21 protein-coding genes are annotated in these 26,464 nt (G+C 33.3%); 9 read left to right on the top strand and 12 right to left on the bottom strand.

Annotated features, from left to right (window positions below; translation table 11 throughout):
• Window positions 1–9: 9 nt before the first annotated feature.
• The 5 genes from ACFS5M_RS00505 to ACFS5M_RS00485 all read right to left on the bottom strand — a co-directional run bounded on the left by ACFS5M_RS00505 (window position 10) and on the right by ACFS5M_RS00485 (window position 5,179).
• Window positions 10–834 carry a thymidylate synthase gene (locus ACFS5M_RS00505; RefSeq protein WP_183484264.1) on the bottom strand — a complete coding sequence of 275 codons (825 nt, stop codon included), beginning with the start codon at window positions 832–834 and terminating at the stop codon, window positions 10–12.
• A 179-nt stretch (window positions 835–1,013) separates the two neighbouring features.
• Complete coding sequence (locus ACFS5M_RS00500; protein WP_183484261.1) at window positions 1,014–2,738, bottom strand: NupC/NupG family nucleoside CNT transporter; 1,725 nt, start codon at window positions 2,736–2,738, stop codon at window positions 1,014–1,016.
• 14 nt (window positions 2,739–2,752) lie between these two features.
• Window positions 2,753–3,367 (bottom strand): bifunctional nuclease family protein, encoded by a 615-nt coding sequence (locus tag ACFS5M_RS00495; RefSeq protein WP_183484258.1) that lies wholly within the window; start codon window positions 3,365–3,367, stop codon window positions 2,753–2,755.
• Window positions 3,368–3,451: 84 nt separating this feature from the next.
• Complete coding sequence (locus ACFS5M_RS00490; RefSeq protein ID WP_183484255.1) at window positions 3,452–4,411, bottom strand: electron transfer flavoprotein subunit alpha/FixB family protein; 960 nt, start codon at window positions 4,409–4,411, stop codon at window positions 3,452–3,454.
• A gap of 21 nt (window positions 4,412–4,432) precedes the next feature.
• Window positions 4,433–5,179 (bottom strand): electron transfer flavoprotein subunit beta/FixA family protein, encoded by a 747-nt coding sequence (locus ACFS5M_RS00485; RefSeq protein ID WP_183484252.1) that lies wholly within the window; start codon window positions 5,177–5,179, stop codon window positions 4,433–4,435.
• A 157-nt stretch (window positions 5,180–5,336) separates the two neighbouring features.
• Between ACFS5M_RS00485 and ACFS5M_RS00480 the strand changes: the two genes are divergently transcribed.
• Together ACFS5M_RS00480 and ACFS5M_RS00475 are read left to right on the top strand one after the other, a co-directional pair.
• Window positions 5,337–6,314 (top strand): pyruvate dehydrogenase complex E1 component subunit beta, encoded by a 978-nt coding sequence (locus ACFS5M_RS00480; protein WP_183484249.1) that lies wholly within the window; start codon window positions 5,337–5,339, stop codon window positions 6,312–6,314.
• A gap of 61 nt (window positions 6,315–6,375) precedes the next feature.
• Entirely contained in the window at window positions 6,376–8,877 is a 2,502-nt protein-coding gene (locus ACFS5M_RS00475) for a DUF5686 and carboxypeptidase-like regulatory domain-containing protein (protein WP_183484247.1), read from the top strand.
• Here ACFS5M_RS00475 and ACFS5M_RS00470 read toward each other — a convergent pair.
• Window positions 8,874–9,275, bottom strand: coding sequence for a hypothetical protein (locus tag ACFS5M_RS00470; protein ID WP_183484245.1), 402 nt, complete (start codon window positions 9,273–9,275; stop codon window positions 8,874–8,876). The genes ACFS5M_RS00475 and ACFS5M_RS00470 overlap by 4 nt on opposite strands.
• Before the next feature lie 125 nt (window positions 9,276–9,400).
• Here ACFS5M_RS00470 and ACFS5M_RS00465 point away from each other — a divergent pair, with 125 nt between their 5' ends.
• The gene (locus tag ACFS5M_RS00465; RefSeq protein WP_183484242.1) at window positions 9,401–9,928 is read left to right on the top strand and encodes an inorganic diphosphatase; all 528 of its coding nucleotides are present in this window, start codon (window positions 9,401–9,403) and stop codon (window positions 9,926–9,928) included.
• A 117-nt stretch (window positions 9,929–10,045) separates the two neighbouring features.
• On the top strand, window positions 10,046–12,475 hold the full coding sequence (locus ACFS5M_RS00460; protein ID WP_183484239.1) for a sodium-translocating pyrophosphatase: 2,430 nt from the start codon (window positions 10,046–10,048) through the stop codon (window positions 12,473–12,475).
• A 146-nt stretch (window positions 12,476–12,621) separates the two neighbouring features.
• Here the strand turns inward: ACFS5M_RS00460 and ACFS5M_RS00455 are convergent, their stop codons facing one another.
• The 4 genes from ACFS5M_RS00455 to ACFS5M_RS00440 are packed head-to-tail and all read right to left on the bottom strand — an operon-like array spanning window position 12,622 to window position 16,153.
• A complete protein-coding gene (locus tag ACFS5M_RS00455) occupies window positions 12,622–13,236 on the bottom strand; it encodes a deoxynucleoside kinase (protein WP_183484236.1) in 615 nt (204 codons plus the stop codon).
• Between the two features lie 3 nt (window positions 13,237–13,239).
• Window positions 13,240–14,019, bottom strand: a complete 780-nt coding sequence (locus tag ACFS5M_RS00450) for a hypothetical protein (protein ID WP_183484233.1) — start codon at window positions 14,017–14,019, stop codon at window positions 13,240–13,242.
• A 33-nt stretch (window positions 14,020–14,052) separates the two neighbouring features.
• Entirely contained in the window at window positions 14,053–14,736 is a 684-nt protein-coding gene (locus ACFS5M_RS00445; protein ID WP_183484230.1) for a response regulator transcription factor, read from the bottom strand.
• Window positions 14,729–16,153, bottom strand: coding sequence for a sensor histidine kinase (locus ACFS5M_RS00440; RefSeq protein WP_379897579.1), 1,425 nt, complete (start codon window positions 16,151–16,153; stop codon window positions 14,729–14,731). The genes ACFS5M_RS00445 and ACFS5M_RS00440 overlap by 8 nt, the downstream gene beginning before the upstream one ends.
• Before the next feature lie 171 nt (window positions 16,154–16,324).
• Between ACFS5M_RS00440 and ACFS5M_RS00435 the strand changes: the two genes are divergently transcribed.
• The 3 genes from ACFS5M_RS00435 to ACFS5M_RS00425 all read left to right on the top strand — a co-directional run bounded on the left by ACFS5M_RS00435 (window position 16,325) and on the right by ACFS5M_RS00425 (window position 20,905).
• The gene (locus ACFS5M_RS00435) at window positions 16,325–17,134 is read left to right on the top strand and encodes a GLPGLI family protein (RefSeq protein WP_183484224.1); all 810 of its coding nucleotides are present in this window, start codon (window positions 16,325–16,327) and stop codon (window positions 17,132–17,134) included.
• 109 nt (window positions 17,135–17,243) lie between these two features.
• Window positions 17,244–18,161 (top strand): GLPGLI family protein, encoded by a 918-nt coding sequence (locus ACFS5M_RS00430; RefSeq protein ID WP_183484221.1) that lies wholly within the window; start codon window positions 17,244–17,246, stop codon window positions 18,159–18,161.
• Between the two features lie 47 nt (window positions 18,162–18,208).
• Window positions 18,209–20,905: a carboxypeptidase regulatory-like domain-containing protein gene (locus tag ACFS5M_RS00425; protein WP_183484218.1), complete on the top strand. Its 2,697-nt coding sequence runs from the start codon at window positions 18,209–18,211 to the stop codon at window positions 20,903–20,905.
• A 185-nt stretch (window positions 20,906–21,090) separates the two neighbouring features.
• Here the strand turns inward: ACFS5M_RS00425 and ACFS5M_RS00420 are convergent, their stop codons facing one another.
• A complete protein-coding gene (locus ACFS5M_RS00420; RefSeq protein ID WP_183484216.1) occupies window positions 21,091–22,854 on the bottom strand; it encodes a carboxypeptidase-like regulatory domain-containing protein in 1,764 nt (587 codons plus the stop codon).
• Between the two features lie 219 nt (window positions 22,855–23,073).
• Between ACFS5M_RS00420 and ACFS5M_RS00415 the strand changes: the two genes are divergently transcribed.
• Entirely contained in the window at window positions 23,074–23,943 is an 870-nt protein-coding gene (locus ACFS5M_RS00415) for a UDP-2,3-diacylglucosamine diphosphatase (protein ID WP_183484213.1), read from the top strand.
• Window positions 23,940–24,974 carry a glycosyltransferase family protein gene (locus ACFS5M_RS00410; RefSeq protein ID WP_183484210.1) on the top strand — a complete coding sequence of 345 codons (1,035 nt, stop codon included), beginning with the start codon at window positions 23,940–23,942 and terminating at the stop codon, window positions 24,972–24,974. Before ACFS5M_RS00415 ends, ACFS5M_RS00410 begins: the two co-directional genes overlap by 4 nt.
• Here ACFS5M_RS00410 and metK read toward each other — a convergent pair.
• Complete coding sequence (metK, locus tag ACFS5M_RS00405) at window positions 24,971–26,224, bottom strand: methionine adenosyltransferase (protein ID WP_183484207.1); 1,254 nt, start codon at window positions 26,222–26,224, stop codon at window positions 24,971–24,973. The two genes, ACFS5M_RS00410 and metK, sit on opposite strands and share 4 nt — an antisense overlap.
• Window positions 26,225–26,464: the final 240 nt, after the last annotated feature.

The raw sequence follows: 26,464 nt of genomic DNA, 5'->3' as shown, positions 1-26,464 counted from the left end.
AAGTATAAATTAAACGGCTACAACGCCTTTAATGTGTGGATGCGGGTTGTAGTCCACTAAAGTAAAATCTTCAAATTTAAAATCGAAAATATCTTTAACCTCTGGATTAAGAATCATTTTAGGAAGCTTGCGAGTTTCTCTAGAGAGTTGCAATTCTAACTGTTCAAAATGATTACTATAAATGTGTGCATCACCAAAAGTGTGAATAAATTCTCCGGCTTGATAACCACAAACTTGAGCCATCATCATAGTAAATAAAGCATAAGAAGCAATATTAAAAGGCACGCCTAAAAAGATGTCGGCACTACGTTGATAAAGTTGACAAGATAATTTTCCATCGGCTACATAAAACTGAAAAAACGCATGACAAGGAGGAAGTGCTGCTTTACCATTGGCTACATTATCGCTGAACGATTTAGATGTATCTGGTAATACTGAAGGATTCCAAGCAGAGACTAACATTCTTCTACTGTTAGGATTGTTTTTTAATGCGTGAATAACGTCTTTAATTTGATCGATTTCGTCATTATTCCAGTTGCGCCATTGATGACCATAAACAGGACCTAAGTCGCCATTTTCATCTGCCCAATCATTCCAAATACGAACGCCGTTTTCGGTTAAGTAATTTATATTAGTATCACCTTTTAAAAACCAGAGCAATTCGTGTACTATAGATTTTAAGTGTAGTTTTTTTGTCGTTACCATTGGAAAACCTTCGCTTAAGTCAAAACGCATTTGGTGTCCAAAAACACTTTTCGTTCCAGTTCCTGTGCGATCTCCTTTTTCGTTTCCGTTTTCTAAAACGTGTTTAACAAGGTCTAAATATTGTTTCATGTTTATTTTCCGCTAAAGCGGAAATCTCTTTAAATTATACAAAAGATGCTGAAATAAATTCAGCATAATACTAAAGGCTAAAATAAAAAAAAGCATCAAGTTTTTAAGCTTGATACTTTAATATATATTATAAAGTTATTAACGAATGTGCAATAAGATTCAAGCAAAGTAAGCTCTTATTAACCTATAATCATTCCTGCTATTGTTGCAGACATAAGCGACGCTATTGTCCCACCAATTAAAGCTTTCATTCCAAATTCTGATAAGGTCTTACGTTGTCCAGGAGCTAATGATCCAATACCTCCAATTTGTATGCCTATAGATGCAAAATTTGCAAAACCACATAACATGTAAGTGGCCATTATAATAGATTTATTATAGGTGAGATGTGTAGCGCTAGCGACATTTTTTAAATCGGCTAATTGAATGTAGCCAACAAACTCGCTAGCTGCTAATTTGATTCCTAAGAGTTGTCCCATCAGCGCCATGTCTTCAGTAGCGACACCAATAAGCCACATTAAAGGAGCGAATAGATAGCCAAGAATAAGTTCTAAGGATAAGCTTTGATATGCTGTATTAGAGGCGATCCAAGAATTGATGGTGGTAACATCTCCAACCCAACCTAAAATACCATTTAGCATGGCGATAAAAGCCACAAAGACTAAAAGCATTGCGCCAACATTCACAGCCAATTTTAAGCCTTCGGTAGTACCATTAGCAATAGCATCTAAAATATTAGAACCTATTTTTTCAGAAGACACATGAACATCAGTATTAATTTCTTCAGTTTGAGGATATAATATTTTAGAAACCACAATAGCTCCAGGTGCAGCCATAACAGAAGCTGCTAATAAATGCTTAGCAAATTGCAATCTTAAAACAGGATCGTCGCCACCTAGAAATCCAATATATGCTGCCAGTACAGCACCAGCAACAGTGGCCATGCCACCAATCATAACCAGAAGCATTTCAGAGCGATTCATTTTTTCTAAATAGGCCTTGATTAACAAAGGCGCTTCGGTTTGTCCTAGAAAAATATTTCCAGCAACACTTAAACTTTCTGCACCAGAAATCCTCAATACTTTTGTAAGTAACATGCCAAAAGCTTTAACTACTTTTTGAATGATTCCTAAATAGAATAAAAGCGATGTTAATGCAGAAAAGAATATAATGGTTGGTAAAACTTGAAAAGCAAAAATAAAACCAAAGGTATCCATATCTACGACTAGTCCTTCAAAAAGAAATTTACTTCCAGCTCTTGTAAAATCTAAAACACTCACAAATAAACCTCCTACCCATTCAAATATTTTTTGAACAAAAGGAACCCTTAAAACACCAACAGCGATAATAAGTTGAAAGGCTAAGCCTAACCCAACAGTTTTCCAGTTTATAGCTTTTTTATTACTGCTGAATAAAAAGGCTAAAACTAAAAGTGTAATCATTCCTAAAATACCTCGCCATAAACTTTGCATAGAAAACCCTTGACTAGGTACGATGGTGTCATTTGTATCTGTTGTAGTATTTGTTAATAAAGCCTCATTATGTTTAGAAGCTATAAAACGGTAGTCAATTCCATTTTCAGAAAACACTAAAGTAGAATCTGTATGTTCTTTGATTTTGTATCGTCTTATGGTGTCTTTAGGCTGATTGTAATAAAAAACCAATAGGTTATTTTGATGTATATAATCTCCTGAAGCATTTAAGTTGTTTTTTGATGCTAAGGCGTATGAAAATTCACCAGCTTTAAGTTCTAAAATATCAGCGTTTTTATCAATTGAAAAGAGTTGTTCCCCAGCGTTATTTTGAATAGCTTCAAATTGCCAGGTTTTGTTTAAATCTTGAGCGAATGAGTTTGATGTAAAAACAAAAAAAATAGCTGTAATAGCTAGAAGAACATTTTTCATGTGATGTTGTTTAATTATCGTTTTGAAATTTCATCTCGAATATGTGCAGCTTTTTCATAATTCTCATTAGCAACGGCTTCATCAAGCATATTGTGTAAATCTTCGAGTGTTTTATTTTTATAGTTTTCATTTGGAGTAACGGTTTCTATTTCTTCAGCAACCAAATCATCTAGTAAGATGTTTTCTTCAGTATTTTCGCCCTTTTTTTCAGGGTTAACTTTGAGATAAATTCCAGCTTTGTCCAGAATATTTTTATATGTAAAAATTGGTGATTGAAAACGAAGTGCTAAAGCGATAGCGTCGCTAGTCCTAGCATCAATAATTTCTTCAATTTTATCACGTTCACAAATTAAACTCGAATAAAAAACACCATCAACTAATTTATGAATAATAACTTGTTTGACGACAATATCAAATCGATCTGCAAAGTTTTTAAATAAGTCGTGAGTTAAGGGTCTTGGCGGACGAATTTCTTTTTCTAAGGCGATAGCAATTGACTGAGCTTCAAAAGCACCAATAACTATAGGAAGTTTTCTGTCGCCATCGACTTCATTCAAAATTAAAGCATAAGCGCCATTTTGGGTTTGGCTGTAAGAAATGCCTTTTATATTTAATTTAACTAGACTCATAATTTAAAACACAAAAGACTGTTTAAATTAGGACATAACAAAATTTAAACAGTCCTTTTATAAATACAATTTATAAAAAATAATTTATTGCTGTGCTTTAAAAGCCTTTAATTTTTCGATTAAGCTTGGTACCACCTCAAAAGCGTCACCAACTACACCATAATCTGCAGCTTTAAAGAAAGGTGCTTCAGGATCTGTATTGATAACCACTTTTACTTTACTGGCATTAATTCCTGCTAAATGTTGAATAGCTCCAGAAATACCAATGGCAATATATAAGTTTGAAGCGACTGGCTTACCCGTTTGTCCAACGTGTTCGCTATGTGGTCTCCATCCTAAATCACTAACAGGTTTAGAGCATGCAGTTGCAGCGCCTAATACTTCGGCTAGCTCTTCTACCATTCCCCAATTTTCAGGCCCTTTTAATCCTCGACCAGCAGAAACAACGATTTCTGCATCAGCGATACTCACTTTATCACTAGCTTTATCAATAGCCTGTACATGGACTCCAAAGTCTGGAATGCTAGGAGCGAAATCTTCTGAAGAAGCACTACCTGAGTTTTCTACTAGTCCGAAAGAGTTATTAGAAACTGCGACTAACTTAACCTCAGTATTAATTGTTGTGATGTTAAATGCTTTGTTTGTAAATGCTGTACGTTTTACTGTGAAAGGCGCAGTGTTACTTGGAACTTCAACAACATTAGAGGCAAAGCCAGCGTTTAAACCAACAGCCAATAAAGGTGCTAAGTATTTGCTGTCTGCACTAGAACTTACAATTACAACTTTGGCATTTTCCTTTTCCGCTGCTTGTTTAATAACTGCGGCATAAGCATTTGCATTAAACTGATCTAATTGAGTGTTAGACACCTTAAGCACTTTATCTACACCATAGTTTCCTAACTCTGAAGTATCATTAGCATTAATAGTGATTGCAGTTACTGTTGTGCCTAATTGGTCAGCAACAGCTTTTGCATAAGAAGCAACTTCAAAAGCTACTTTTTTAAATTTTCCTTGTTCTGATTCTGTATATACTAAAACTGACATGTTTTTTCTTTTAAAAGTTGATTAAATCACTTTAGCTTCGTTATGAAGTAAGTTTACCAATTCATCTAAATTATCTGGAGCGACTAAAGTTACAGCACCTTTAGGCGCTGGTTTTTCAAACTTCACTGAAGTAGTTTCAGCTTCTGAAGCTACAGGGTTAAGTACTTGTAAAGGTTTTTGACGCGCCATCATTATTCCTCTCATATTCGGAATACGTAAGTCGCTTTCTTCAACCAGTCCTTTTTGGCCTCCAATAACTAAAGGTAAAGTTGTAGATACAGTTTCTTTTCCTCCATCAATTTCTCTAATAGCAGTAGCGTTAGAGCCCTCAATTTCTAGACTTATACAATTATTTACAAAATTTGCATTTGTTAGTCCAGCCATCATGCCTGGAACCATTCCACCATTATAGTCAATAGACTCACGACCAGCTATAACTAAATCGTAACCACCATCTTGAACAACTTTTGCTAATTGATTTGCAACTGCAAAACCATCAGTAGCTTCAGTATTTACACGAATTGCAGTATCTGCACCAATTGCTAATGCCTTACGTAATGTAGGTTCAGTTTCTGGACCGCCAACATTTACAACAGTTACACTTGCGCCTTGTTTTTCTTTAAACCACATGGCACGTGTTAAACCAAACTCATCATTTGGGTTAATTACGAATTGTACACCATTGGTGTCAAACTTGGTATCTCCTTCTGCAAAATTAATTTTTGAAGTAGTGTCTGGTACATGACTAATACACACTAAGATTTTCATATTTATTTTATGTTTTATGAGTATATTTTTTTGAGGTTACGAAGATAATTATTTTATTTTGAATCTTTACTATGCATGCATAGTAAATTTTAAACTAATCTTATAGAGATTATTTTTCTTTTATTGCTATTTTTGTTCACTTGATAAATAAAGTAAAATGAAAACAATTCAATTTAGAGAAGCCGTTTGTGAGGCCATGAGCGAAGAAATGCGCAGAGATGAATCCATATATTTAATGGGAGAAGAAGTTGCTGAATATAATGGTGCTTACAAAGCAAGTAAAGGAATGTTAGATGAATTTGGTGCAAAACGCGTTATAGACACACCAATTGCAGAGCTTGGGTTTGCTGGTATTGCAGTAGGTTCTACCATGACCGGAAATAGACCAATTGTTGAGTTTATGACCTTTAATTTCTCTCTAGTTGGAATTGATCAAATTATTAATAATGCTGCAAAAATCAGACAAATGTCTGGCGGACAGTTTAAATGTCCTATTGTTTTTCGTGGGCCAACAGCGTCTGCTGGGCAGTTAGGTGCAACGCATTCACAAGCTTTTGAGAGTTGGTATGCCAATACACCAGGTTTAAAAGTTATTGTACCATCAAACCCTTATGATGCTAAAGGATTATTAAAAGCAGCTATTCGTGATGATGATCCTGTAATTTTTATGGAAAGTGAACAAATGTATGGCGATAAAGGGGAAGTACCAGAAGGCGAATATGTTGTTCCTATTGGTGTTGCAGATGTAAAACGTGAAGGATCAGATGTTACTATTGTGTCTTTTGGAAAAATTATAAAAGAAGCTTATAAAGCTGCCGATGAATTAGAGAAAGAAGGTATATCTTGTGAAATCATAGATTTGCGTACAGTAAGACCTATGGATCATGACACGATTTTAAATTCTGTTAAAAAAACAAATCGATTAGTTATTTTAGAAGAAGCGTGGCCTTTTGGAAATGTAGCTACAGAAATTACTTATCAAGTACAAGCACAAGCATTTGATTATTTAGATGCACCAATTGTAAAAATAAATACAGCAGATACTCCTGCACCTTATTCACCAGTTTTACTAGCTGAATGGCTGCCTAATAGCGAGGATGTTATTAAAGCTGTTAAGAAAGTGATGTACAAATAAATAAATTTTATTTTCGTTATATAAACTTCATTGGCAACATTGTTGATGAAGTTTTCTTATTATGCAATATAAACTAAGTCTAATACTGTTTTTTTTCGGATTACTTTCCGTTACAGCGCAAACAAAAGTTAGTGGTCATGTTTTAGATGAATATGATGAACCCATTGCCTTTGCTAATGTGGTATTTAAAAATTCTTCTGAAGGTACAATAACTGATGAAAACGGAAGATTTTACCTAGAGTCCGACACTACTTGGGAAGCTGTTTTAGTTTCCTTTATAGGTTATGCAACTATAGATATTCCTCTTGAAAAACGAGTAAATTACGATCTGGAGTTTGTTTTAAAAGAAGAGACTGGCTCACTTGATGAAGTAGTTATCGTTACAGGTAAGCAATCTAAAAAAGAATCAGAAAACCCTGCTATAGCTATTCTTAAAAAAGTTTGGGAACATAAACGAAAGAATGGTTTAAGGCAATTTAAGCAATATCAGTTTGATAAATATGAAAAGGTAGAGTTTGATTTAAATACTATAGACAGCTCACTCATTAAAAGTAAATTATTTAGAGGGATGGAGTTTGTCTTCAATGAAGTCGATACGTCTAGCGTTACAGGAAAAACATATTTACCTATTTTTATAAATGAAGCTGTTACTAAAGTCTATGGCGACAATATTCTGAATAAAGAAAAAGAGGATTTAAAAGGAAATAAAAACTCAGGTTTTAGCGATAATCAAGTCATTATCGATTTTATAAATGACCTATACTCTGAGTTTGATATCTATGATAATTATCTGAAATTTTTTGATAAAAGCTTTGTAAGTCCTATTTCTAGAACAGGAATTAATACTTACAATTATGTATTATCAGATAGTACATATATTGACAATAAATGGTGTTATAATATTATTTATTATCCAAGAAGAAAAAATGAATTGACCTTTAAAGGTGATTTTTGGGTTGCAGATACAACGTATGCAATCAAAGAAATTAACATGCAGGCATCTAAAAGCGCGAATATAAATTGGGTTAAAGAAATTTATATAGAACAAGAATTTGAGGTCTTAAATGACTCGTTATTCTTAATGAAACGCGACTACTTTATGTCTGATTTTGCCTTTAATAAAAAGGAGAAATCACGTGGTGTTTACGGAAAGCGTACAACATTATATGATAATTATGAATTTGACATTCCCAAAGACGAAAAGTTTTATGGACAAGAGGTTTATAATTATGATAAAGATATTTATAACCGCGAAGATGACTTTTGGGAAAATAACCGAATGGAAGCTTTAAGTAAAGACGAAAAAGGCGTTTATAAAATGCTAGATACTTTAAAAACGGTTAAAAAGTTTAAACGACTTTATAACATTGGAAGTATTTTAGCCTCAGGTTATATTGAGTTTCCGAGTTTAAATTTAGACTATGGTCCTATTTTTAAGTCTTTTGGGTTTAATGATGTAGAAGGAGTCCGTTTGAGAACTGGAGGACGAACCTATTTTGGGCAAAATGATTTATGGCGTATTGAAGGCTATTTGGCGTATGGTTTTAAAGATGATAAAGTAAAATACGGTGTTTCAGGAAAATGGTTGCTCGATAAAAAAAATCGACTTATTATTTCTGTAGGTAATAGGCGAGATGTTGAGCAAATTGGTGCAAGTTTAACGGCTTCTACAGATATATTAGGACGTTCTTTAGCAACAACATCTTTATTTAATACAGCGCCTAACGATAAGTTAACCTCTATAAATTTAAGTAGCTTAGCTATTGAGCTAGAACCTGTAAGAAATGTGGTGTTCCGAGTGAGTGGAAATTATAGGACTTTAGAATCTGCATCATCAAAATTTAGCTTAGACTATAATACTCCTAATGGTATAGCCTCTGAAATAAAGCAATTTGAAAGTGCCTTATCGATTTCTTATTTTCCAAAACGAAAAATGACAGGGTTTGGTGTAGAACGTCGCGAAGCTAATGATGACTTTGCTAGAATATTTGCGCAGTTTACTCGAGCTGATAAAGGAGTATTTGATAGTGATTTTGATTACACACGATTGCAAGGCTCTTATTTTCAACCATGGCAATTAGGAGGTTTCGGACGTTTATATTCATCAATTGAAATTGGTAAAACCTTTGGAGAAGTACCATTGTCACTTTTAAGTGTTGTCCCTGGAAATCAATCGTATTTTTCAGTATTTAACAATTTTTCACAGCTAAATTATTACGAATTTGTTACAGATACCTATGCTTCATTACATTTAGAGCATAACTTTAACGGAAGGTTGTTTTCGAGAATCCCACTTTTACGTAAATTAAATTGGCGTGAAATTATTGGTTTTAGAACGGCTTGGGGAGAACTCTCTGAAGAGAATAGAGCTTTAAATACAACAACGAATCCTTATAATATCCCATTAAATGCTCCAAACGATAAGATGTATTACGAGTACAGTTTTGGTATTGGTAATATTTTTAAAGTGTTTCGAATAGATTTTAACTTTAGAGGGAATTACCTCGAAAATCCAGATGCTCGAAAATTTGGTATTACGGGAAGTTTTGGGTTTAATTTCTAATACTTTATCTTATAATATTTGGTGATTTCCCCATTTGTTTCTAAAACTAAATTGTTTTCATCAATTTGTTTTATAACTGACGTCCAGTTTCCATACCTATAAATGTATTCTAAAACAAACGAATCATTTACCTTTTTTATATAAGTATAAGAATGTGAATTTTCAACTGGAATAAATTGGCCTACAGTCCCAGTAGTCTGGACCGTTTCAACATTACCACGATTGTTTTTAAACCAATAATGGTATAAACTTTTAGAATCATCATCTTTAATTTTCCAATATCCTGAAAGTACAGATTCTAATTCCTTTTCTGAAGAACAGCAGTCTTTGTCTTGTGCTAGGAGATTTAAGGGAAAAAGGAGCGCACTTAGTATAATAACTCGATATAAGTTAAACATGGTATTATTATGGTATTTAATAGTTAGGAAATAACAAGTTAATGCTTTTATTTTAAAATCAAAAGTGTTTTTGTTGTCAAAACATAAATGATTCAGTACTTTTGCCACCCAAAAAATAGGAAGATATGAGTCCAAAAGGAAAGTTAACTTTTGATGTTTTAATAGAGATCCCAAAAGGGAGTAGAAACAAATACGAATACGATTTTGAACTAAACAAAATTCGATTCGATCGCATGTTATTTTCTTCAATGATGTATCCAGGAGATTATGGTTTTATTCCAGAAACTTTAGCGTTAGATGGCGACCCTTTAGATGTCTTAGTAATGGGAACAGAGCCTACTTTTCCAATGTGTGTTATGGAAGTGAAGCCTATTGGTGTTTTTCATATGGCAGATGAAAAAGGACCTGACGAAAAATTAATTTGTGTACCAGTTACAGATCCAATTTGGAACAGTTATAATGATATACAAGATTTAAATCCACATAGGATAAAGGAAATCACTCACTTCTTTCAAGTCTATAAAGATTTAGAGAAAAAGAAAGTAGATGTAGGCGGTTGGGGAAATGCAGAAGAAGCTTACGATATTTTAAATAAATGTGTTGAGCGTTACCAAACTAGCGAGCATAAAAAAGCTGGCCATTTTACCATATAAATTCTAGTTTTAACTCATGAATAGTCATAGCTCTCGTAGATACCTCTGCAAGAGCTTTTCTATTCTAGAGGATTTTGTTACTTTTGCCTTCGTTAAAAACTAATCAAATATTATAATATGGAATCAATGATGATTTATATGCCAATCGCTTTGGCACTTTTAGGATTAATTTACATGCTTGTAAAGAAATCTTGGGTAATGAAACAAGATGCTGGAGATGGTAAAATGAAAGAAATTTCAGATCACATTTATGAAGGTGCTTTAGCGTTCTTAAATGCTGAATACAGATTGTTAGCAGTGTTTGTTATCATAGTAAGTGTATTACTAGCTATAGTGTCTTTTGTTGTGCCAACAACGCATTGGTTAATTGTAGTTGCCTTTATTTTTGGTGCTGTTTTTTCAGCATTTGCTGGAAACATCGGGATGAAAATTGCAACCAAAACAAATGTAAGAACAACTCAAGCTGCGCGAACAAGTTTGCCAAATGCTTTAAAAATATCTTTTGGTGGTGGAACTGTAATGGGACTAGGTGTTGCTGGTTTAGCAGTATTAGGGCTAACAGCATTCTTTATTATTTTCTTTCATGTATTTATGGAAGGGACATGGACCAACACTATGGATATGACGATAGTGCTTGAAACACTTGCTGGGTTCTCTTTAGGTGCTGAATCTATTGCATTATTTGCTCGTGTTGGTGGTGGTATTTATACTAAAGCTGCAGATGTTGGAGCCGATTTAGTTGGTAAAGTTGAAGCTGGTATTCCTGAAGATGACCCTCGTAATCCTGCAACTATTGCAGATAACGTTGGGGATAATGTTGGAGATGTTGCTGGAATGGGAGCGGATTTATTTGGATCTTATGTTGCAACAGTACTTGCTGCAATGGTATTAGGAAACTATGTGATTAAAGATATGGGAGGCGCAATCTCTGATGCTTTTGGCGGTATAGGCCCAATCTTATTACCAATGGCAATTGCAGGTGCAGGAATTATTATTTCTGTAATTGGTACCATGTTAGTGAAAATAAAAAATAACGACGCTAAAGAAGCTCAAGTAATGGGCGCTTTAAACATTGGTAACTGGACATCAATTGCGCTAGTTGCTGCGTCTTGTTTTGGATTGTGTATATACATGCTTCCTGAAACTATGAAAATGAATTTCTTTGGCGAAGGTTTAGTTGAAATCTCTTCAATGAGAGTGTTTTATGCGACCTTGGTTGGTTTATTCGTAGGAGCAGTTATTTCTTCTGTTACTGAATACTATACTGGTTTAGGTAAAAAGCCAATATTAAATATTGTACAACAATCTTCTACAGGAGCTGGAACAAACATTATCGCAGGTTTAGCAACTGGTATGATTTCTACGTTCCCTTCAGTGTTATTATTTGCTGGAGCCATTTGGGCATCTTATGCATTTGCTGGATTTTATGGTGTGGCTTTAGCGGCTTCTGCAATGATGGCTACTACTGCAATGCAGTTAGCTATTGATGCTTTTGGACCAATCTCTGATAATGCTGGTGGTATTGCTGAAATGAGTGAACAAGAGCCTATCGTAAGAGAACGCACAGATATATTAGATTCTGTTGGAAATACAACTGCTGCAACTGGAAAAGGATTTGCTATTGCTTCTGCAGCATTAACGTCGTTAGCTTTATTTGCAGCCTATGTAACGTTTACAGGAATTGATGGAATTAATATTTTTAAAGCGCCAGTACTTGCTATGTTATTTGTTGGTGGTATGGTGCCAGTAGTATTCTCTGCATTAGCAATGAACGCGGTTGGTAAAGCTGCTATGGAGATGGTAGAAGAAGTGCGTCGTCAGTTTAGAGATATTCCAGGGATTATGGAAGGTACTGGAAAGCCTGAATACGATAAATGTGTCGCTATTTCGACTAAAGCTTCTTTAAAAGAAATGATGTTACCAGGTTTATTAACTATAGGTTTTCCTTTAGTTATTGCTTTTGGTCCTATGTTATTTGGAATGAATCATATGGCTATTGCAGAAATGCTTGGAGGTTATATGGCTGGTGTTACTGTTTCTGGTGTGCTTTGGGCGATCTTCCAAAATAATGCTGGTGGTGCATGGGATAATGCTAAAAAATCATTTGAAGCTGGTGTTGAGATTAATGGTGAAATGACGTATAAAGGTTCTGATGCTCATAAAGCTGCTGTAACTGGAGATACTGTTGGAGATCCGTTTAAAGATACGTCTGGACCTTCAATGAATATCTTAATTAAATTAACCTGTTTAATTGGATTGGTTATTGCGCCTATCTTAGGTGGACATACTGAAGATGGTATGGCTATGACTAATGAGATTAGTGTTGAAAAAATAATCACTGATGAGCATAACCAAGTGATTACTAAAGCTGCTATTGAAAAATATGTTGATGGTTCTGCTAAAGCAACAGTGAAAACAGTAACAATTACTGACGGAATTGAAGATACTAAATCTGAAATTTTTAAAGGTTCTTTTGAAGAAGTTAAAAAGAAAGTTGACGATTTAGGAGATGGTGTTATTGTTAAAGTAAAAGAGGTTATTGAATAACTAAAATTAGATATTTCTTAATAAAAAAACCACGCTTTTAGCGTGGTTTTTTTATTTGCGTTAGCGATTGAAGCTTTGTTGAAGCTCCTTGAAAAGAGCGACTGCTGAAAGCGCGTTTTACTGGAAGTAAAAACGCCCAAATTAAATTAAAATAAACCGTTTATTTGCGCGTCAATTTTATTAATAATATTTCCTAAATCTTCAGGATTAGCCACAAAATCTAAGGGTTCGACATCGATAATAAGTAATTTCCCTTTATCGTAACCAGAGATCCAAGCTTCGTAGCGTTCGTTTAATCGGCTTAAATAATCGATACTAATCGAGTTTTCGTAATCTCGTCCTCGTTTGTGAATTTGAGAGACCAAGTTAGAAATAGAGCTCCTTAAATAAATGAGTAAATCTGGACCTTGAACAAATGATTCCATAAGGTCAAACAGTGATTTATAGTTTTCAAAATCACGATTAGTCATTAAACCCATTGCATGCAAGTTGGGCGCGAAGATATGTGCATCTTCGTATATGGTTCGGTCTTGAATAATATCTTTTCCGCTTTCTCTTATTTGAGCGACTTGACGGAATCTGCTATTTAAGAAATAGACTTGTAAATTAAAACTCCAACGTTCCATTTGATTGTAAAAATCGTCTAAATACGGATTGTCAACGACATCTTCAAGTTGTGCTTCCCATTTATAATGTTTGGCGAGTAATTTTGTTAAGGTAGTTTTACCAGCACCAATATTTCCTGCTATGGCAACGTGCATAAGTTATTTGATTTTTAATTGGAATTTAGAAAGGGTTTCATTGCTGTAAATATACAAGGTTTCGTTGGTTAGTAAAAACTGATTTATTAACAATTCTGGTGTTGTGATTTTTGCAATTGAGTCTTCTCCTTTTTTTAAATAAAACAGTTCGTTTTCTTTTTTTAGAATGAGATTACCATTGTCTTCTTCTATTGCTGTAAAACCTTCGTTTTTGATTTTAAGTGTTAAACTTCCAAAGTAATTGTATTTGTATAGATAGCTTTCTGTAAGGAGCCAACAAAAATTAAAGTTACTTTTTAAATCGAGTATGTTGGTTTGCGCAGGAAGCGTTGTTGCTCTTGTTTTATTTGACTTATAATCATATAATTCTAACTGTCTTGTATCTTGATTAAAAATCCATATTGCATTATCATTTCCAGTTGAGATGTGTGAGACACTTTTGTATGGTTTGACAGTGTTAAAGTCTATTTTAAATATTTCAGCTAATCGGTTATCTAAAATAATTGCGGTATTAAAATCTTTATAAAAAACATTAATCTTTAAAGGGTTAAAAGCATTGGCAGAAGTCATTTCACCTAATTGCACATTACTGTAATTAGTGGTTTTGCTAGCGTCTTTTTTATAAAAAACATGATCTTGAATAAAGTAGTATATCCCAAAATCATCAATATCTACAATAGATTGAATTTTAGGATTCGTTTGTTCTATTAAAACAACTTCAAACGTATGTTGACAGAATACGCTAGACGATAGGAATAAAAATAAATACAGGTAGTTTTTCATTGTAGTTTGAAAAGTACAAAAATCAAACCACTTTTAGCAAATTAATTTATAACCAAAACCACGAACATTTATAATTTGTATCGAAGTGTCTTGCTTTAGTTTTTTACGAAGTTTACTAATAAATACATCCATACTTCTGGCATTAAAGAAATCGTCATTTCCCCAAAGTTTTTTAAGGATTAAAGAACGATCTAAAACTTCATTTTTATTGGTTATTAAATGAAATAATAAATGCGCCTCACGATGGGTCAACTGTATAGGATTTTCTGTTTTGAATTGAAGCGTCTGTTTTGGGAAATTAAAATTATAATGCCCTAAATGAAATACTTTAGATGTTTTTTGAACATGCGTACGATGAATTAAATTGTGAATTCTTACAATAAGCTCTTCCATGCTAAAAGGCTTTTTTAAATAGTCATTACCACCAATAGTAAAGCCTTCAACAACATCTTGTGTTTGCGATTTAGCGGTTAAAAATATAATTGGTATCGTGTCGTTTTCACGTCTGATTTCTTTGGCTAATGTGAATCCATCTTTTTTAGGCATCATGACATCAAGCACTAAAAGCTCAGGGTTTTCATTTTTATAGCTTTCGTAAGCTATTTCGCCATTATTACAAAGCAACACTTTAAAATTTCGCGTTTCTAAACTTTCCTTTATAATCTGACCTAAAGCAGGTTCGTCTTCGGCTAAAAGTATGGTTATAGGCTTATTCATGAGGAAGACTTAGTTTAAATGTTGTAAGGTTATGGTTTAATTCTAATTGAATCGTTCCGTCGTGTTTTTCTATAATTTTCTTAGTATAATATAATCCAATTCCAAAGCCTTTTATATCATGAATATTGCCTTTAGGAACACGATAAAATTTTTCAAATATTTTGTCTTTATGTGATGAATTGAGCGAATTTCCGTTATCTGAAATTAATATCGTAAAAGCATGCTTGTTTTGAGTGAGGTTTATTGTAATGAGATCACCTCCATATTTTATAGCATTGTCTAAAATATTATTAATGGCATTTTCAAAATGAAAGCCATCGACTTTTGCCATTAAGTTTTTTAAATCTGTTTTAAAATTAATGGTTTTGTTATGAAGGGTTGCTGTATGTTTTTCAATAATAGTATTTAGGAGGCTTATAATATTAATATCCTCTTTTACTAATTTTAGTCCATTATTATCTAAAGTGGCTGTTTCTAGAAGTTTTTCAACCATGATATTAAGCTTGTTAAGCTGGCTGGTAGACATGTTTATGTAGTCCTTCGTTTTTTCTTTGTCATTAATAACTTTAAAGTCTTTAATGCTTTCAAGAGCAATACCAATTGTAGAAATAGGTGTTTTAAACTCGTGTGTTATGTTGCTTATTAAATCATTTTTAACCTCTGCTAACTGTTTTTGATGTTTGATGGTTTTTAATAAATAAAACAGACAAGAAATAATAGCAAAGGTAAAAAGCAAAGACAATAAAATGCCAGATAAACCTTGTCTTAAAATTAGTTTAGTGGCATTAGGATAAGTGAGGCTTAAAGACTCATTCTGCTTTAAAAATTTGGTTTTAGACGTTGTGTTTAAAAAATCTGGTTGAATAATTTGTGGGTTATAGGAATTTATTAAACTATCATTTCTATAGTGTTTTAAGGCGTAAGGAATGTCAAATTTTTTCCGTTTTAATTCGTTGCTTAAGAGTGGATTTAATTTAGAGAAATTTAAAGAATCATCTTGAATAGAAATGAAAATGGAAGTAATTCCTTTTAATAGCTTAATACTGTCTGAAGCCTTTTTTCCTTTTATGACTTTAATTTGTGTTAGCTTATCTGAAGTGCTAGAATAGGTGTATCCTGTAGAATCGATTAGTTGAGTAATGCCTTTAATTTTTAAATCGTCCTCAAACTCAGATTTGTAATCATTTTGAAGTGTTAAAATAAGCGAGTCTGTATTTAAGAGCTTAAGCTTGTTATCAAAATGAAGTGTGTCTGAAGGAATATCAATAAAGGTCATATGGTTAGCTTCAGCAAGATTAGCATAATACGCCTCTAATGCATTGTCTAAACTAATTTGAACCTGATTGATAAAATGTTGTTTGTTTTGTAGGTAGTTTTTATAATTCCAATAGCATTGTACTACTATTGTTAGTAGCATTATTATGGTAATAAAATATAGAATAATATTATATTTTTTTTCATTCATAGGTCAAAAGTACTCGTTACATCAGTAATATACCAATCGCTTAACACACGTTAACACTAGATAACTTAAATAAAGGATGTAAATTTTAATCTTTGCGGAGTAATAATCCATAAAATTTTAAATATGAAGACCATTCAGAAAAGTTTATCCCTTTTTATTTTACTTTTTTCAATATCCATTTTTGCTCAAGATTTTCAAGGCGTTGCAACATATAAATCATATCGAAAAGTGGAATTAAAAATGGATGACAATCAAAGTGCTGAAATGCAAAAACAAATTCAAGAGCAGATTCAAAAACAGATGCAAAGAGAATATACCTTAACCTTTACTAAAAACGAATCTATTTATAGGGAAAATGAAAAGTTAGCGGCTCCTGCACCATCATCAGGTGGATTTAAAATTACACTTGAATCCAGCTCAGACATTATGTATAAAAATGTAAAAGAAAATAGATACGTTAACGAAGCTGAAATTTTTGGAAAGCAATTTTTAATAAAAGATAGCTTAGTTAATAGGGCTTGGAAATTAGTCAATGAAACTAAAAACATTGGAGCATACACGTGCTATAAAGCAACATTTTCTGAAGAGGTTGAAACTCGAAAAATGGTGGATAATAATCTTGAAACCGTTAAAGAAGAACGCATTACTACGGCTTGGTACACACCTCAAATACCAGTAAATAATGGTCCTGGAGATTATTATGGTTTGCCAGGTCTCATACTAGAAATTAATGATGGAAACTTAACTTTAATTTGTTCTAAAATTATAATGAATCCAAAAGAACCTGTAGAAATTAAAGCGCCAAATAAAGGAAAGGTGGTTTCGCAAAAAAAGTTTGATGAGATTATGGATAAAAAAACTGATGAAATGATGGAGCGCCTAGAGTCTAGAAAAAAAGATGGAGATAAAGTATTTATTACAATTGGAGGGTAATGTTTTAAGAATACTTTAACGTTTTAACCTTAAACGTTTTGATTTTTTTTATGTCTTACAGTAGTTAATAACTGTATTTTTGAATATCAAAATAATTAAGACTAAAAACATGAAACCATCTAAAACATTATTTGTAATCTGTATAGCCCTTTTTACAACTGCTTTTACATATGCGCAACAAGACTTTCAAGGAGTTGCTTATTACGAGTCTAAAACAACCATGGATATGGACAATTTTGGAGGACGTGAAATGAGCCCAGAAAGAAAGAAGATGATTATGGACAGAATGAAAAGTTTTCTTGAAAAAAGCTATACTCTTACCTTCAATAAAACTGAGTCAACCTATAAAGAGGAAGAGCAGTTAGAAGCTCCGGGACAAGGTCGTGGGTTTGGAGGAATGATGTCAAGTTTTACTGCTGGAGAACAATATAAGAATGTAAAAAGCAACCAAATGTTACAGGAGCAAGAGTTTTTTGGAAAGCAATTCTTAATTAAAGATTCATTACCTAAACTAGCATGGAAATTAACAGGAGAAACCAAACAAATCGGACAATACACATGTATGAAGGCCACCGCAATGAAACCTGTAGACCAAAATGATTGGAGAAGTATGAGAAGACGTGGTTCTGATGACGATAAAAAAGAGGATGATAATAAAGACCAAGCAGAGAAAAAAACAGATACAACGCAAACAGCAAGTACAAATTTGCTAGATGAAATTGAAGTGCCAAAAGAAATTGAAGTTACAGCTTGGTACACGATGCAAATTCCTGTTAACCAAGGTCCAGGTGAATATTGGGGACTTCCTGGTTTGATACTAGAAATTAATGCAGACAGAACAACAATTTTATGTTCAAAAATTGTTCTTAATCCTGCTGAAAAAGAAGACATAAAAGTGCCATCTAAAGGAAAAGAAGTTACTAGAGAAGAATATTCAGAAACTGTGAAAAAGAAAATGGAAGAAATGCGTGAAATGTATGGTGGACGTGGAGGAAGAGGCGGAGGACGCGGAGGACGCGGACGTTAATCTTCATGTAACTAACGATTTAAAAAAAACAAAATCAATCTAAACAAATGAAAAACCTATTAACCCTACTATTCTTCATAGTAGTAAGCACGACCTTTGCTCAAGTTAGAGTAGAAGGTGTCGTAAAAGATAGTATTGGTAATCCTTTAGAACTTGCCAATGTTGTTGCCATAAACCAAGCTACCCTTGCACTTGATTCTTACGGAATAACTAACGATGCTGGACGCTACAAATTAGCTTTAGAGAAAAATACAAGTTATAAAATTCAAGTCAGTTACATTGGTATGGTCACTGCTGAAGATTATATTGATACCAAAGAAGAAGACTTAACTAGAAATTATAATTTGTTAGATGATAATACTTTAGATGAGGTTGAGTTAATCTATGAAATGCCTGTAACCGTTAAAGGCGATACCTTAATTTACAATGCAGATTCGTTTAAAACAGGAACAGAGAAAAAACTAGAAGATGTCTTAAAAAAACTTCCTGGTGTAGAAATTAACGATGATGGCGAAATTGAAGTTGAAGGTAAAAAAGTATCTAAAATCATGGTGGAAGGTAAAGACTTCTTTGATGGAGATACCAAACTCGCCTCAAAAAATATTCCTTCTGATGCTGTCGATAAAGTACAAGTCCTCAAAAATTTTAGCGAAGTCGGACAATTAAGTAGTGTCACAAACAATCAAGATAATGTAGCCATTAACCTGAAACTTAAAGAAGGGAAGAACAAATTTTGGTTTGGAGATGTTACTGTTGGCGCTGGTGTAGCACCAGATGAAGGCCTCTATAAGGTACAGCCTAAATTGTTTTATTATAGTCCAACAACCAGCATTAATTTTATTGGTGATATGAATAACACTGGTGAAGTCGCTTTTACACGTCGTGATTATTTTAACTTTACAGGAGGCTTTAGAAACTTTAATCAAAGTAGCGGAACAAATATTAGTTTAGGCGATAACAGCTTAAATTTTTTGAATACAACGAATAATAGAGCAGAAAATATTGACATCAAATTTGGAGCAGCTAATTTTAGTTACTCGCCAAATAAAGCTTTAACGATTAGTGGTTTCGGTATTTATTCAGGCAATGAAACCGATATTCGTGAAACGAACGATATAACCTATACTAATGATGAATTAAATATTCCTGATGAATCGACAACAAGTTTCACGGAACAGAAATCAGATTTGGCGTTATTAAAATTGAGTACTGTTTACAAGCCTAACGCTAACAATCAATTAGATTATGATATCTTCGGAAGACTGTCTAAACAAACTCAAAATCGTTTTTTTAATTCAACAGTTTTAGGGCAAGTTAACCAAATTGAAGATCAAACACCATATAGTATAAATCAAAACCTGAATTATTACTACACGCTGAACGATAGTAATATCTTTTCATTCGAAGTGCAACACTTACTTCAAGATGAAGATCCGTTTTATAATGCATTTATCGAACAAAAAGCAACCTACGAAAGTACTGCAGATAACTTAGGGTTTGATGATTCACAATCGGCTTATGATGCTGCACAAGACAAGCGTGTAAAATCTAATAAATTTGATGCACGTTTAAACTATTGGAATGTATTAAATCAAAAAAGTAATTTAAACTATACTCTAGGATTAGTATCGAGTAGCCAACAATTCGATTCGCAAATCTTTCAAATACTAGATGACGATTCAGAGTTTCTTCCAACACCTGTAGAAGGCACGAATACAAATGATGTGTCTTACAGATTTACAGACGCGTATTTCGGATTGCATTATAACTTAAAAGCTGGAAAATTTACCATCACTCCTGGATTTTCAGCACATGCCTATAATACAAAAGATGAGCAGTTTGGAACGAGCAACAGTAACAGCTTTTTTAGAGTCTTGCCAGATGCAAATATTAGATTTCAGATAAAAAAGAGCGAGAGTTTAAACTTGCGTTATTCTATGCAAACCAATTTTACAGACGTAAGTAAGTTAGCCGAAGGTTTAGTGATGAATAATTACAACTCACTTTTTTCTGGAAACAGAGAGCTGGAAAACTCATTATCACATAATTTAAATTTATCTTACTTTAGTTTCAATATGTTTAATTATACGAATGTATTTGCCTTTTTAAATTATAGTAAAAGTGTAGATGCCATTCAAAATATAACTAATTTCAATAGTGTTATTACAACATCATCACCTTTCAACTCAAATTTTGCTAACGAATCTTTTTCAGCACGTGGGCGTTTTGAGCGTCGCTTCGGAAAAATAAAAGCGAATCTTTCAGGGTCTTGGAGCTGGTCTGTATTCAATCAATTTATTGGCGGAAATGTGAGTGAAAACACAAGTTTTACTCAAACTTATGGCACACGAATTAGCACCTTTTTTAAAGAAGCACCAAACGTAGAAATGGGTTATGACTTAACGATAAACGATAATGACCAAGGTAATAGAACCACAAAGTTTTACACACACAGACCATTTATAAACTTAGATGCAGTCATTTTAAAAGACTTCAGATTCTTTACAGAATACAGCTATTACGACTTTAGAGACCAAGACGACTCATTAAACGCGTATAGTTTTTGGGATGCCTCTTTAATCTATCAAAAAACTGATAGCAAATGGGAATACAAACTAGGTGCGACCAATTTATTAGATACCGAAAGTTTAAGTCAGAGTAACACAGGAAGCGTCTCAGTAAGTAACAGAGAGTACTTTATTCAACCACGTTATTTGGTGTTGAGTGTGAAGTATAATTTATAGCATTTGGGCGTTACCAAGACCTAAGATAGCTTAGGTCTTGGTCAGGCTTTCACGACTCGCTTTTTTATTTTTGTCATTCCGCACAACGATGCGGAATCTAGAATAAAAAGAGCTCAAACAAATCGCTCAATCCTTAACGCAAACAAAAGCCTTCACAATGGTGAAGGCTTTTTAGTTGTCATAATTTAATAGTCTCTAAGGACATGAATAACCCCAGAAATAGTGTGTGGATTACCTGCATTATCTTCATAATCACCACTAAAGTTGATGTCTACATAATCACCAACTTCTCCTAAATTAACTAAATTATAATTTATATTATTGTTAGTATCAGAGATGTCAAAACATTCGCTAACATAAAAATTAAAGGGTAGTGAATCGGAGTCATAGGACCCTACAAATGGAGGGTGTGGAGGTAATATTCCCTCCATAAAAAAACAACTATCTGTTTGAGACTGAATTAGAAAAAAAGAACCATCTGCTAAAAAATCCTCTTTAAATTCAACATACATTGGAGAATTAAACGTTTGTGTAAATATATCGTCAACTATATATTCAATATATTCAACTACATCCTCGCAAGCCCTAATGGTACCAATATTTGTTGAGGCAGTTTCGTAATAATATGTAATTAATCCAGAACTTTGAGAATTATAAAGGTCAATAGCTTCTATGGTATAAAAATCAACATTGTCGCACAAGTCAAATGAAATATTAAAATACCCATCATTAATAGATTCAAAATATATTTGATCGCCAATAATTATTCTTAAAACACCATTATCTACAGGGTTTCCATCGCAATTAATAAAATTCCCTGATAAGTTTTGAGTATTACTATTCAAAACAATAGTATTAGAAGCGTCTGATGTAAACGGACCAATGGCACTTTCGCTTATAATAAGTGTTTCACAATGATGCCAACTATAAATCGAAACGTATAAGATTTCATTGGCAGGGATTAAACCGCAAACTTCACCATTTTCATTAGTATAATTTCCTCGTGTACCATAAATTGGACTAGAAATTTCAACCCATAAATTCGCTAAAGGATTTCCTTCATCATTAGTTACTGTTAAACATAAATTCACAGCATCAGTAGGTATATCACAGTTCCAAAACGAGAAATGAGACACCGTGCCTGCATAGGCATTACCAACTAAAGTGGCTTCGCCTTCTTCTACCCAATAACCATGTGTTTCATCAAAGTACCAAAGAGGTATGCTGCTTGGTGCATCTGCTAATAAAGTCTCATCTAGTGGCATGGTAATTTCAGCCGTTGTGCCTTCCGCAAGATTTAAGTATTCACCTGCGCTTCCTCTTAATTCTACAGCTAGCATGCCATAGGTAATTAGCATTTGTTCTTCATTATTAGCATTGGCGGCATAAAGCATACCAGGCATTTGGTCTGCCATGTCTTCATCTGTTGGGTCTAAATGATGCATCATTACATTCACAGGTCCAGAATAGTCAAAGCCATCTTCGGTAATATAATCACCTCCTAATGCTAGAGAAGCACCATTAGTCAATGCAATGGTTTCTGCAGTCCCAGAATTGGTGGTGCCAACCACAGTGGCATCTAATAACATAATGGTTACTTTGTTTGTTCCAGAAGAAGGTACGACAGCACGAGAGCCAGATATGTAACCTGCTTTTTCGGCTTTCACATATCCAAAGCGTTCATAAACTGGAGCGTTTTGAATAATAAAAATACCATTACTATCTGTTTGAGCGGTTAAGTTCCCAATAGTAATAATTACATTTTCTATTGGATTTCTATTCTTGTCAACTACGGTTCCTAGAAAGTTTCTAGTAATTTCATTGCCGAAGTTTTCTACAAATGTATTTGGATCTTGACCAGTAGGTGTATGAGATGAGTCATCATCTTTGTTGCATCCTAGAGCAAGGATAAATACTAAAAGAAGTGAGGCAATTCTTAAATGTTTCATGTGTTGGAGGGTTAGTTGTTTTATAGTAGATGCAGAAATGTTAAAAAGGTTGCGTCATATTATAAATTATCCTAAAAACAAAAGCCTTCACAATGGTGAAGGCTTTTGTTTACATTATCTTAATCTAAAAAAAGTGATAATAATATAATCGTAACTCTTTAATAACCTTTAAATTAAATACATAAGGCAGCTTGCATTATAATTTTTTCAATTCAAGTTATGCCCAAAAACAAATCTAATCATCGCGAAGTAGAATTAGTAGTTATTTCAGATGTTCACCTTGGAGTACATGGCTGTCATGCAGAGGAATTACTGAAATATTTAAAAAGCATTCAGCCTAAAAAAGTTATTTTAAATGGCGATATTATTGATATATGGCAGTTTAAAAAACGGTATTGGCCAAAAGCACACATGAAGATAATAAAGCATATTATTTCGTGGATAACTAACGGAGTTCCTGTTTACTACATTACTGGAAATCATGATGAAATGCTTAGAAAATTTGTTGGGTTTAATATCAATTCATTTCATATCGTCAACAAGGTTGTGCTTAATCTTGACGGCAAAAAAGCATGGTTTTTTCATGGAGATGTCTTTGATGTCACGATGCAGCATTCAAAGTGGCTAACTAAATTAGGTGCTGTTGGTTATGATGTACTTATTAGATTAAATCAAGTGGTAAATGCAGTAAGTCAATTTTTTGGAAAAGGAAGAATATCACTTTCAAAAAAGATAAAAAATAGTGTTAAGGGCGCTGTGAAGTATATTAATAATTTTGAACAAATAGCAGCCGATATCGCCATTGAGAATGAATTCGATTATGTGGTTTGCGGACATATTCATCAGCCAACTATTAAAACCTATACTAATAATTCTGGACAAACATTATATCTAAATTCTGGCGATTGGATTGAAAACTTAACTGCACTGGAGTATCATCAATCTAAATGGTCTATTTACACCTTTAATGATGCTCATTATAAGGATGCCAAGATGAAAGATGAAAAGGAAATAGATGAAACGGATAAGTCAAATAAAGAAATTTTTAATGCGCTTTTGGCCGAATTTAACCTCATGAAAAGTCAATGAAAATATTATATGCGATACAAGGAACAGGCAATGGGCATTTAAGTAGAGCTAAAGAAGTCATTCCGGCTTTATTAAGTCGTGCTCAAGTAGATATACTAGTTAGTGGTACTCAAAGTGATATTGATTTACCATATCCAATAAAGTATAAATTATCAGGAATTAGTTTTGTTTTTGGAAAAAATGGAGGTATAGATTATTGGAAAAGTTTAAGAGCGAATAATCTTTTTAGAATCATTAAAGAAATAAGAGCTTGTAATGTGAAAGCATATGATCTTATTATCAATGATTTTGAACCTATTACAGCTTGGGCAAGTTATTTGAATCAAGATATAAATTGCGTGGCTTTAAGTCACCAAAGTGCGCTGCTGTCTAAACAATCACCTAAGCCTGAAAAGAGAAATCGTATAGGTGAGTTTATTTTAAGAAATTATGCGCCAACCATCGTCAATTATGGTTTTCATTTTAAGCGATATGATAAGAATATTAATCTTCCAATAATAAGGAAAGATATAAGAATGCAACAAGTAAAAGAAAAAAACTATTATGTTATTTACTTGCCAGCCTATAGTGATAAAAATATTATTGAGGTGCTTTCCAAATTAAAAACAAATGCTAAATGGTATGTTTTTTCTAAACATTCTAAGAAAAGTTATAAGGTTAATCATATTAAAATAAAACCTGTGGGTGAAGCTCAATTTGAAAAAAGATTGGCTTATTGTAAAGGTGTTATTTGTGGTGCAGGATTTGAAACACCAGCAGAGGCTTTATATCTTAGAAAAAAACTACTGGTTATTCCTATGAAAGGACAGTATGAACAGCTATACAATGCCGCTTCGCTTAAAGGCATTGGCGTTGATGTGCTTCCAGAGTTTAATCGTAAGCACCTTCAATTTGTAGAGAATTGGATGCACAAAACTCAAAAAATAGAATTAGATTTTCCAGATAAAACACAATTCATAATTGATGAAATTATCACCAATCATATTATTGCAACAGAACTGTCTAATGATATTATGCAGCAAATATATTAAAGACCAAAAGCGGCTTTAACTTTGTCAACATAATCTAATTTTTCCCAAGTAAATAACTCCACATCAACAGTTAAATCGTCACCATTAGGTTGCGAAAACGTTTTACTAACTGTTTCACTTGGTCTTCCCATGTGACCATAAGCAGCAGTTTCACTATACATTGGATTGCGTAATTTTAAACGTTCTTCAATAGAAGCTGGTCGCATATCAAAAATGTCTGATACTTTTTGTGCAATTTCTCCGTCAGTCATATTAAAAGGGCAGGTGCCATAAGTATCTACAAAAATTCCCATAGGTTCAACTACTCCAATAGCATAACTAACTTGTACTAAAACTTCATCACAAACACCAGCAGCGACTAAGTTTTTTGCAATATGACGCGTTGCGTAAGCAGCACTTCTATCCACTTTACTAGGGTCTTTTCCGCTAAAAGCACCTCCACCATGCGCGCCTTTTCCACCATAGGTGTCCACTATAATTTTTCGTCCTGTAAGTCCAGTGTCGCCATGAGGTCCACCAATAACAAATTTTCCAGTAGGGTTAATATGATAAGTAATATCATCAGTAAACAAATTTTGGATGTTTTCTGGTAGTTTTGCGACCACTCTTGGAATTAAAATATCAACAATATCTTTTCTAATTTTTGCTAACATGGCGTCATCTTTATCAAAATCGTCATGTTGTGTAGAGACCACAATAGCATCAATGCGTTGTGGGATATTATCATCACTATATTCAATTGTTACCTGACTTTTAGAGTCTGGTCGTAAATACGTAATCTCTTTATTTTCTCTTCTTAATTCAGCAAGCTCAATTAAAATACGGTGTGCTAAATCTAAAGCTAAAGGCATATAATTTTCAGTTTCGCGAGTCGCATAACCAAACATCATACCTTGGTCGCCAGCACCTTGTTGTTCTTTGCTTTCGCGATCAACACCACGATTAATATCTTCGGATTGCTCATGAATAGCAGAGAATACACCACAAGAATTACCATCAAACATATAATCGCTTTTGGTATAGCCAATTTTATTTATAGTATCACGTGCTATTTTTTGAACATCTAAATACGTGTTAGATTTTACTTCACCAGCAAGAACGACTTGACCTGTAGTTACTAAAGTTTCGCAAGCTACTTTAGAGTCTTTATCAAAAGCTAAGAAATGATCAATTAAAGCATCACTAATTTGATCTGCTACTTTATCTGGATGTCCTTCTGATACGCTTTCAGAAGTAAATAAATACGCCATAGGTATATGTTATAATATTGTTATTGTGATTTGACGAAAGCGTCGAAGGAAGTTTACAACTGTCCTTTAGCATTTTTTTGTGAGGTTGCAATCAGTCAAATCTTTCCTCTTTATTTTTTCAGATTCAAAAGTACATATAATATTATTACTATAAAATAGTGATGACGAAAATCTGTGTAGATAAAAAAAGCAATAGTTTCTGAAAAACGAAAACAACTAAATAGAAAAGAATTAGTTCTA

The organism is Lacinutrix iliipiscaria (assembly GCF_042686125.1).
In the GTDB taxonomy this organism is placed as follows: domain Bacteria; phylum Bacteroidota; class Bacteroidia; order Flavobacteriales; family Flavobacteriaceae; genus Oceanihabitans; species Oceanihabitans iliipiscarium.
Note: the sequence above shows the minus strand (reverse complement) of the source record. Positions and strands in the feature narration are given on the sequence as shown.

What these genes read in the sequence shown, in the direction of transcription:
- ACFS5M_RS00470 (WP_183484245.1), bottom strand. Translation starts at nt 9,275, where the DNA reads ATGTTTAACTTATATCGAGTTATTATACTAAGTGCGCTCCTTTTTCCC.
- ACFS5M_RS00495 (WP_183484258.1), bottom strand. Translation starts at nt 3,367, where the DNA reads ATGAGTCTAGTTAAATTAAATATAAAAGGCATTTCTTACAGCCAAACC.
- ACFS5M_RS00480 (WP_183484249.1), top strand. Translation starts at nt 5,337, where the DNA reads ATGAAAACAATTCAATTTAGAGAAGCCGTTTGTGAGGCCATGAGCGAA.
- ACFS5M_RS00415 (WP_183484213.1), top strand. Translation starts at nt 23,074, where the DNA reads ATGCCCAAAAACAAATCTAATCATCGCGAAGTAGAATTAGTAGTTATT.
- ACFS5M_RS00445 (WP_183484230.1), bottom strand. Translation starts at nt 14,736, where the DNA reads ATGAATAAGCCTATAACCATACTTTTAGCCGAAGACGAACCTGCTTTA.
- metK (WP_183484207.1), bottom strand. Translation starts at nt 26,224, where the DNA reads ATGGCGTATTTATTTACTTCTGAAAGCGTATCAGAAGGACATCCAGAT.
- ACFS5M_RS00485 (WP_183484252.1), bottom strand. Translation starts at nt 5,179, where the DNA reads ATGAAAATCTTAGTGTGTATTAGTCATGTACCAGACACTACTTCAAAA.
- ACFS5M_RS00460 (WP_183484239.1), top strand. Translation starts at nt 10,046, where the DNA reads ATGGAATCAATGATGATTTATATGCCAATCGCTTTGGCACTTTTAGGA.
- ACFS5M_RS00430 (WP_183484221.1), top strand. Translation starts at nt 17,244, where the DNA reads ATGAAACCATCTAAAACATTATTTGTAATCTGTATAGCCCTTTTTACA.
- ACFS5M_RS00505 (WP_183484264.1), bottom strand. Translation starts at nt 834, where the DNA reads ATGAAACAATATTTAGACCTTGTTAAACACGTTTTAGAAAACGGAAAC.
- ACFS5M_RS00410 (WP_183484210.1), top strand. Translation starts at nt 23,940, where the DNA reads ATGAAAATATTATATGCGATACAAGGAACAGGCAATGGGCATTTAAGT.
- ACFS5M_RS00490 (WP_183484255.1), bottom strand. Translation starts at nt 4,411, where the DNA reads ATGTCAGTTTTAGTATATACAGAATCAGAACAAGGAAAATTTAAAAAA.
- ACFS5M_RS00450 (WP_183484233.1), bottom strand. Translation starts at nt 14,019, where the DNA reads ATGAAAAACTACCTGTATTTATTTTTATTCCTATCGTCTAGCGTATTC.
- ACFS5M_RS00475 (WP_183484247.1), top strand. Translation starts at nt 6,376, where the DNA reads ATGCAATATAAACTAAGTCTAATACTGTTTTTTTTCGGATTACTTTCC.
- ACFS5M_RS00465 (WP_183484242.1), top strand. Translation starts at nt 9,401, where the DNA reads ATGAGTCCAAAAGGAAAGTTAACTTTTGATGTTTTAATAGAGATCCCA.
- ACFS5M_RS00500 (WP_183484261.1), bottom strand. Translation starts at nt 2,738, where the DNA reads ATGAAAAATGTTCTTCTAGCTATTACAGCTATTTTTTTTGTTTTTACA.
- ACFS5M_RS00425 (WP_183484218.1), top strand. Translation starts at nt 18,209, where the DNA reads ATGAAAAACCTATTAACCCTACTATTCTTCATAGTAGTAAGCACGACC.
- ACFS5M_RS00440 (WP_379897579.1), bottom strand. Translation starts at nt 16,153, where the DNA reads ATGCTACTAACAATAGTAGTACAATGCTATTGGAATTATAAAAACTAC.
- ACFS5M_RS00455 (WP_183484236.1), bottom strand. Translation starts at nt 13,236, where the DNA reads ATGCACGTTGCCATAGCAGGAAATATTGGTGCTGGTAAAACTACCTTA.
- ACFS5M_RS00420 (WP_183484216.1), bottom strand. Translation starts at nt 22,854, where the DNA reads ATGAAACATTTAAGAATTGCCTCACTTCTTTTAGTATTTATCCTTGCT.
- ACFS5M_RS00435 (WP_183484224.1), top strand. Translation starts at nt 16,325, where the DNA reads ATGAAGACCATTCAGAAAAGTTTATCCCTTTTTATTTTACTTTTTTCA.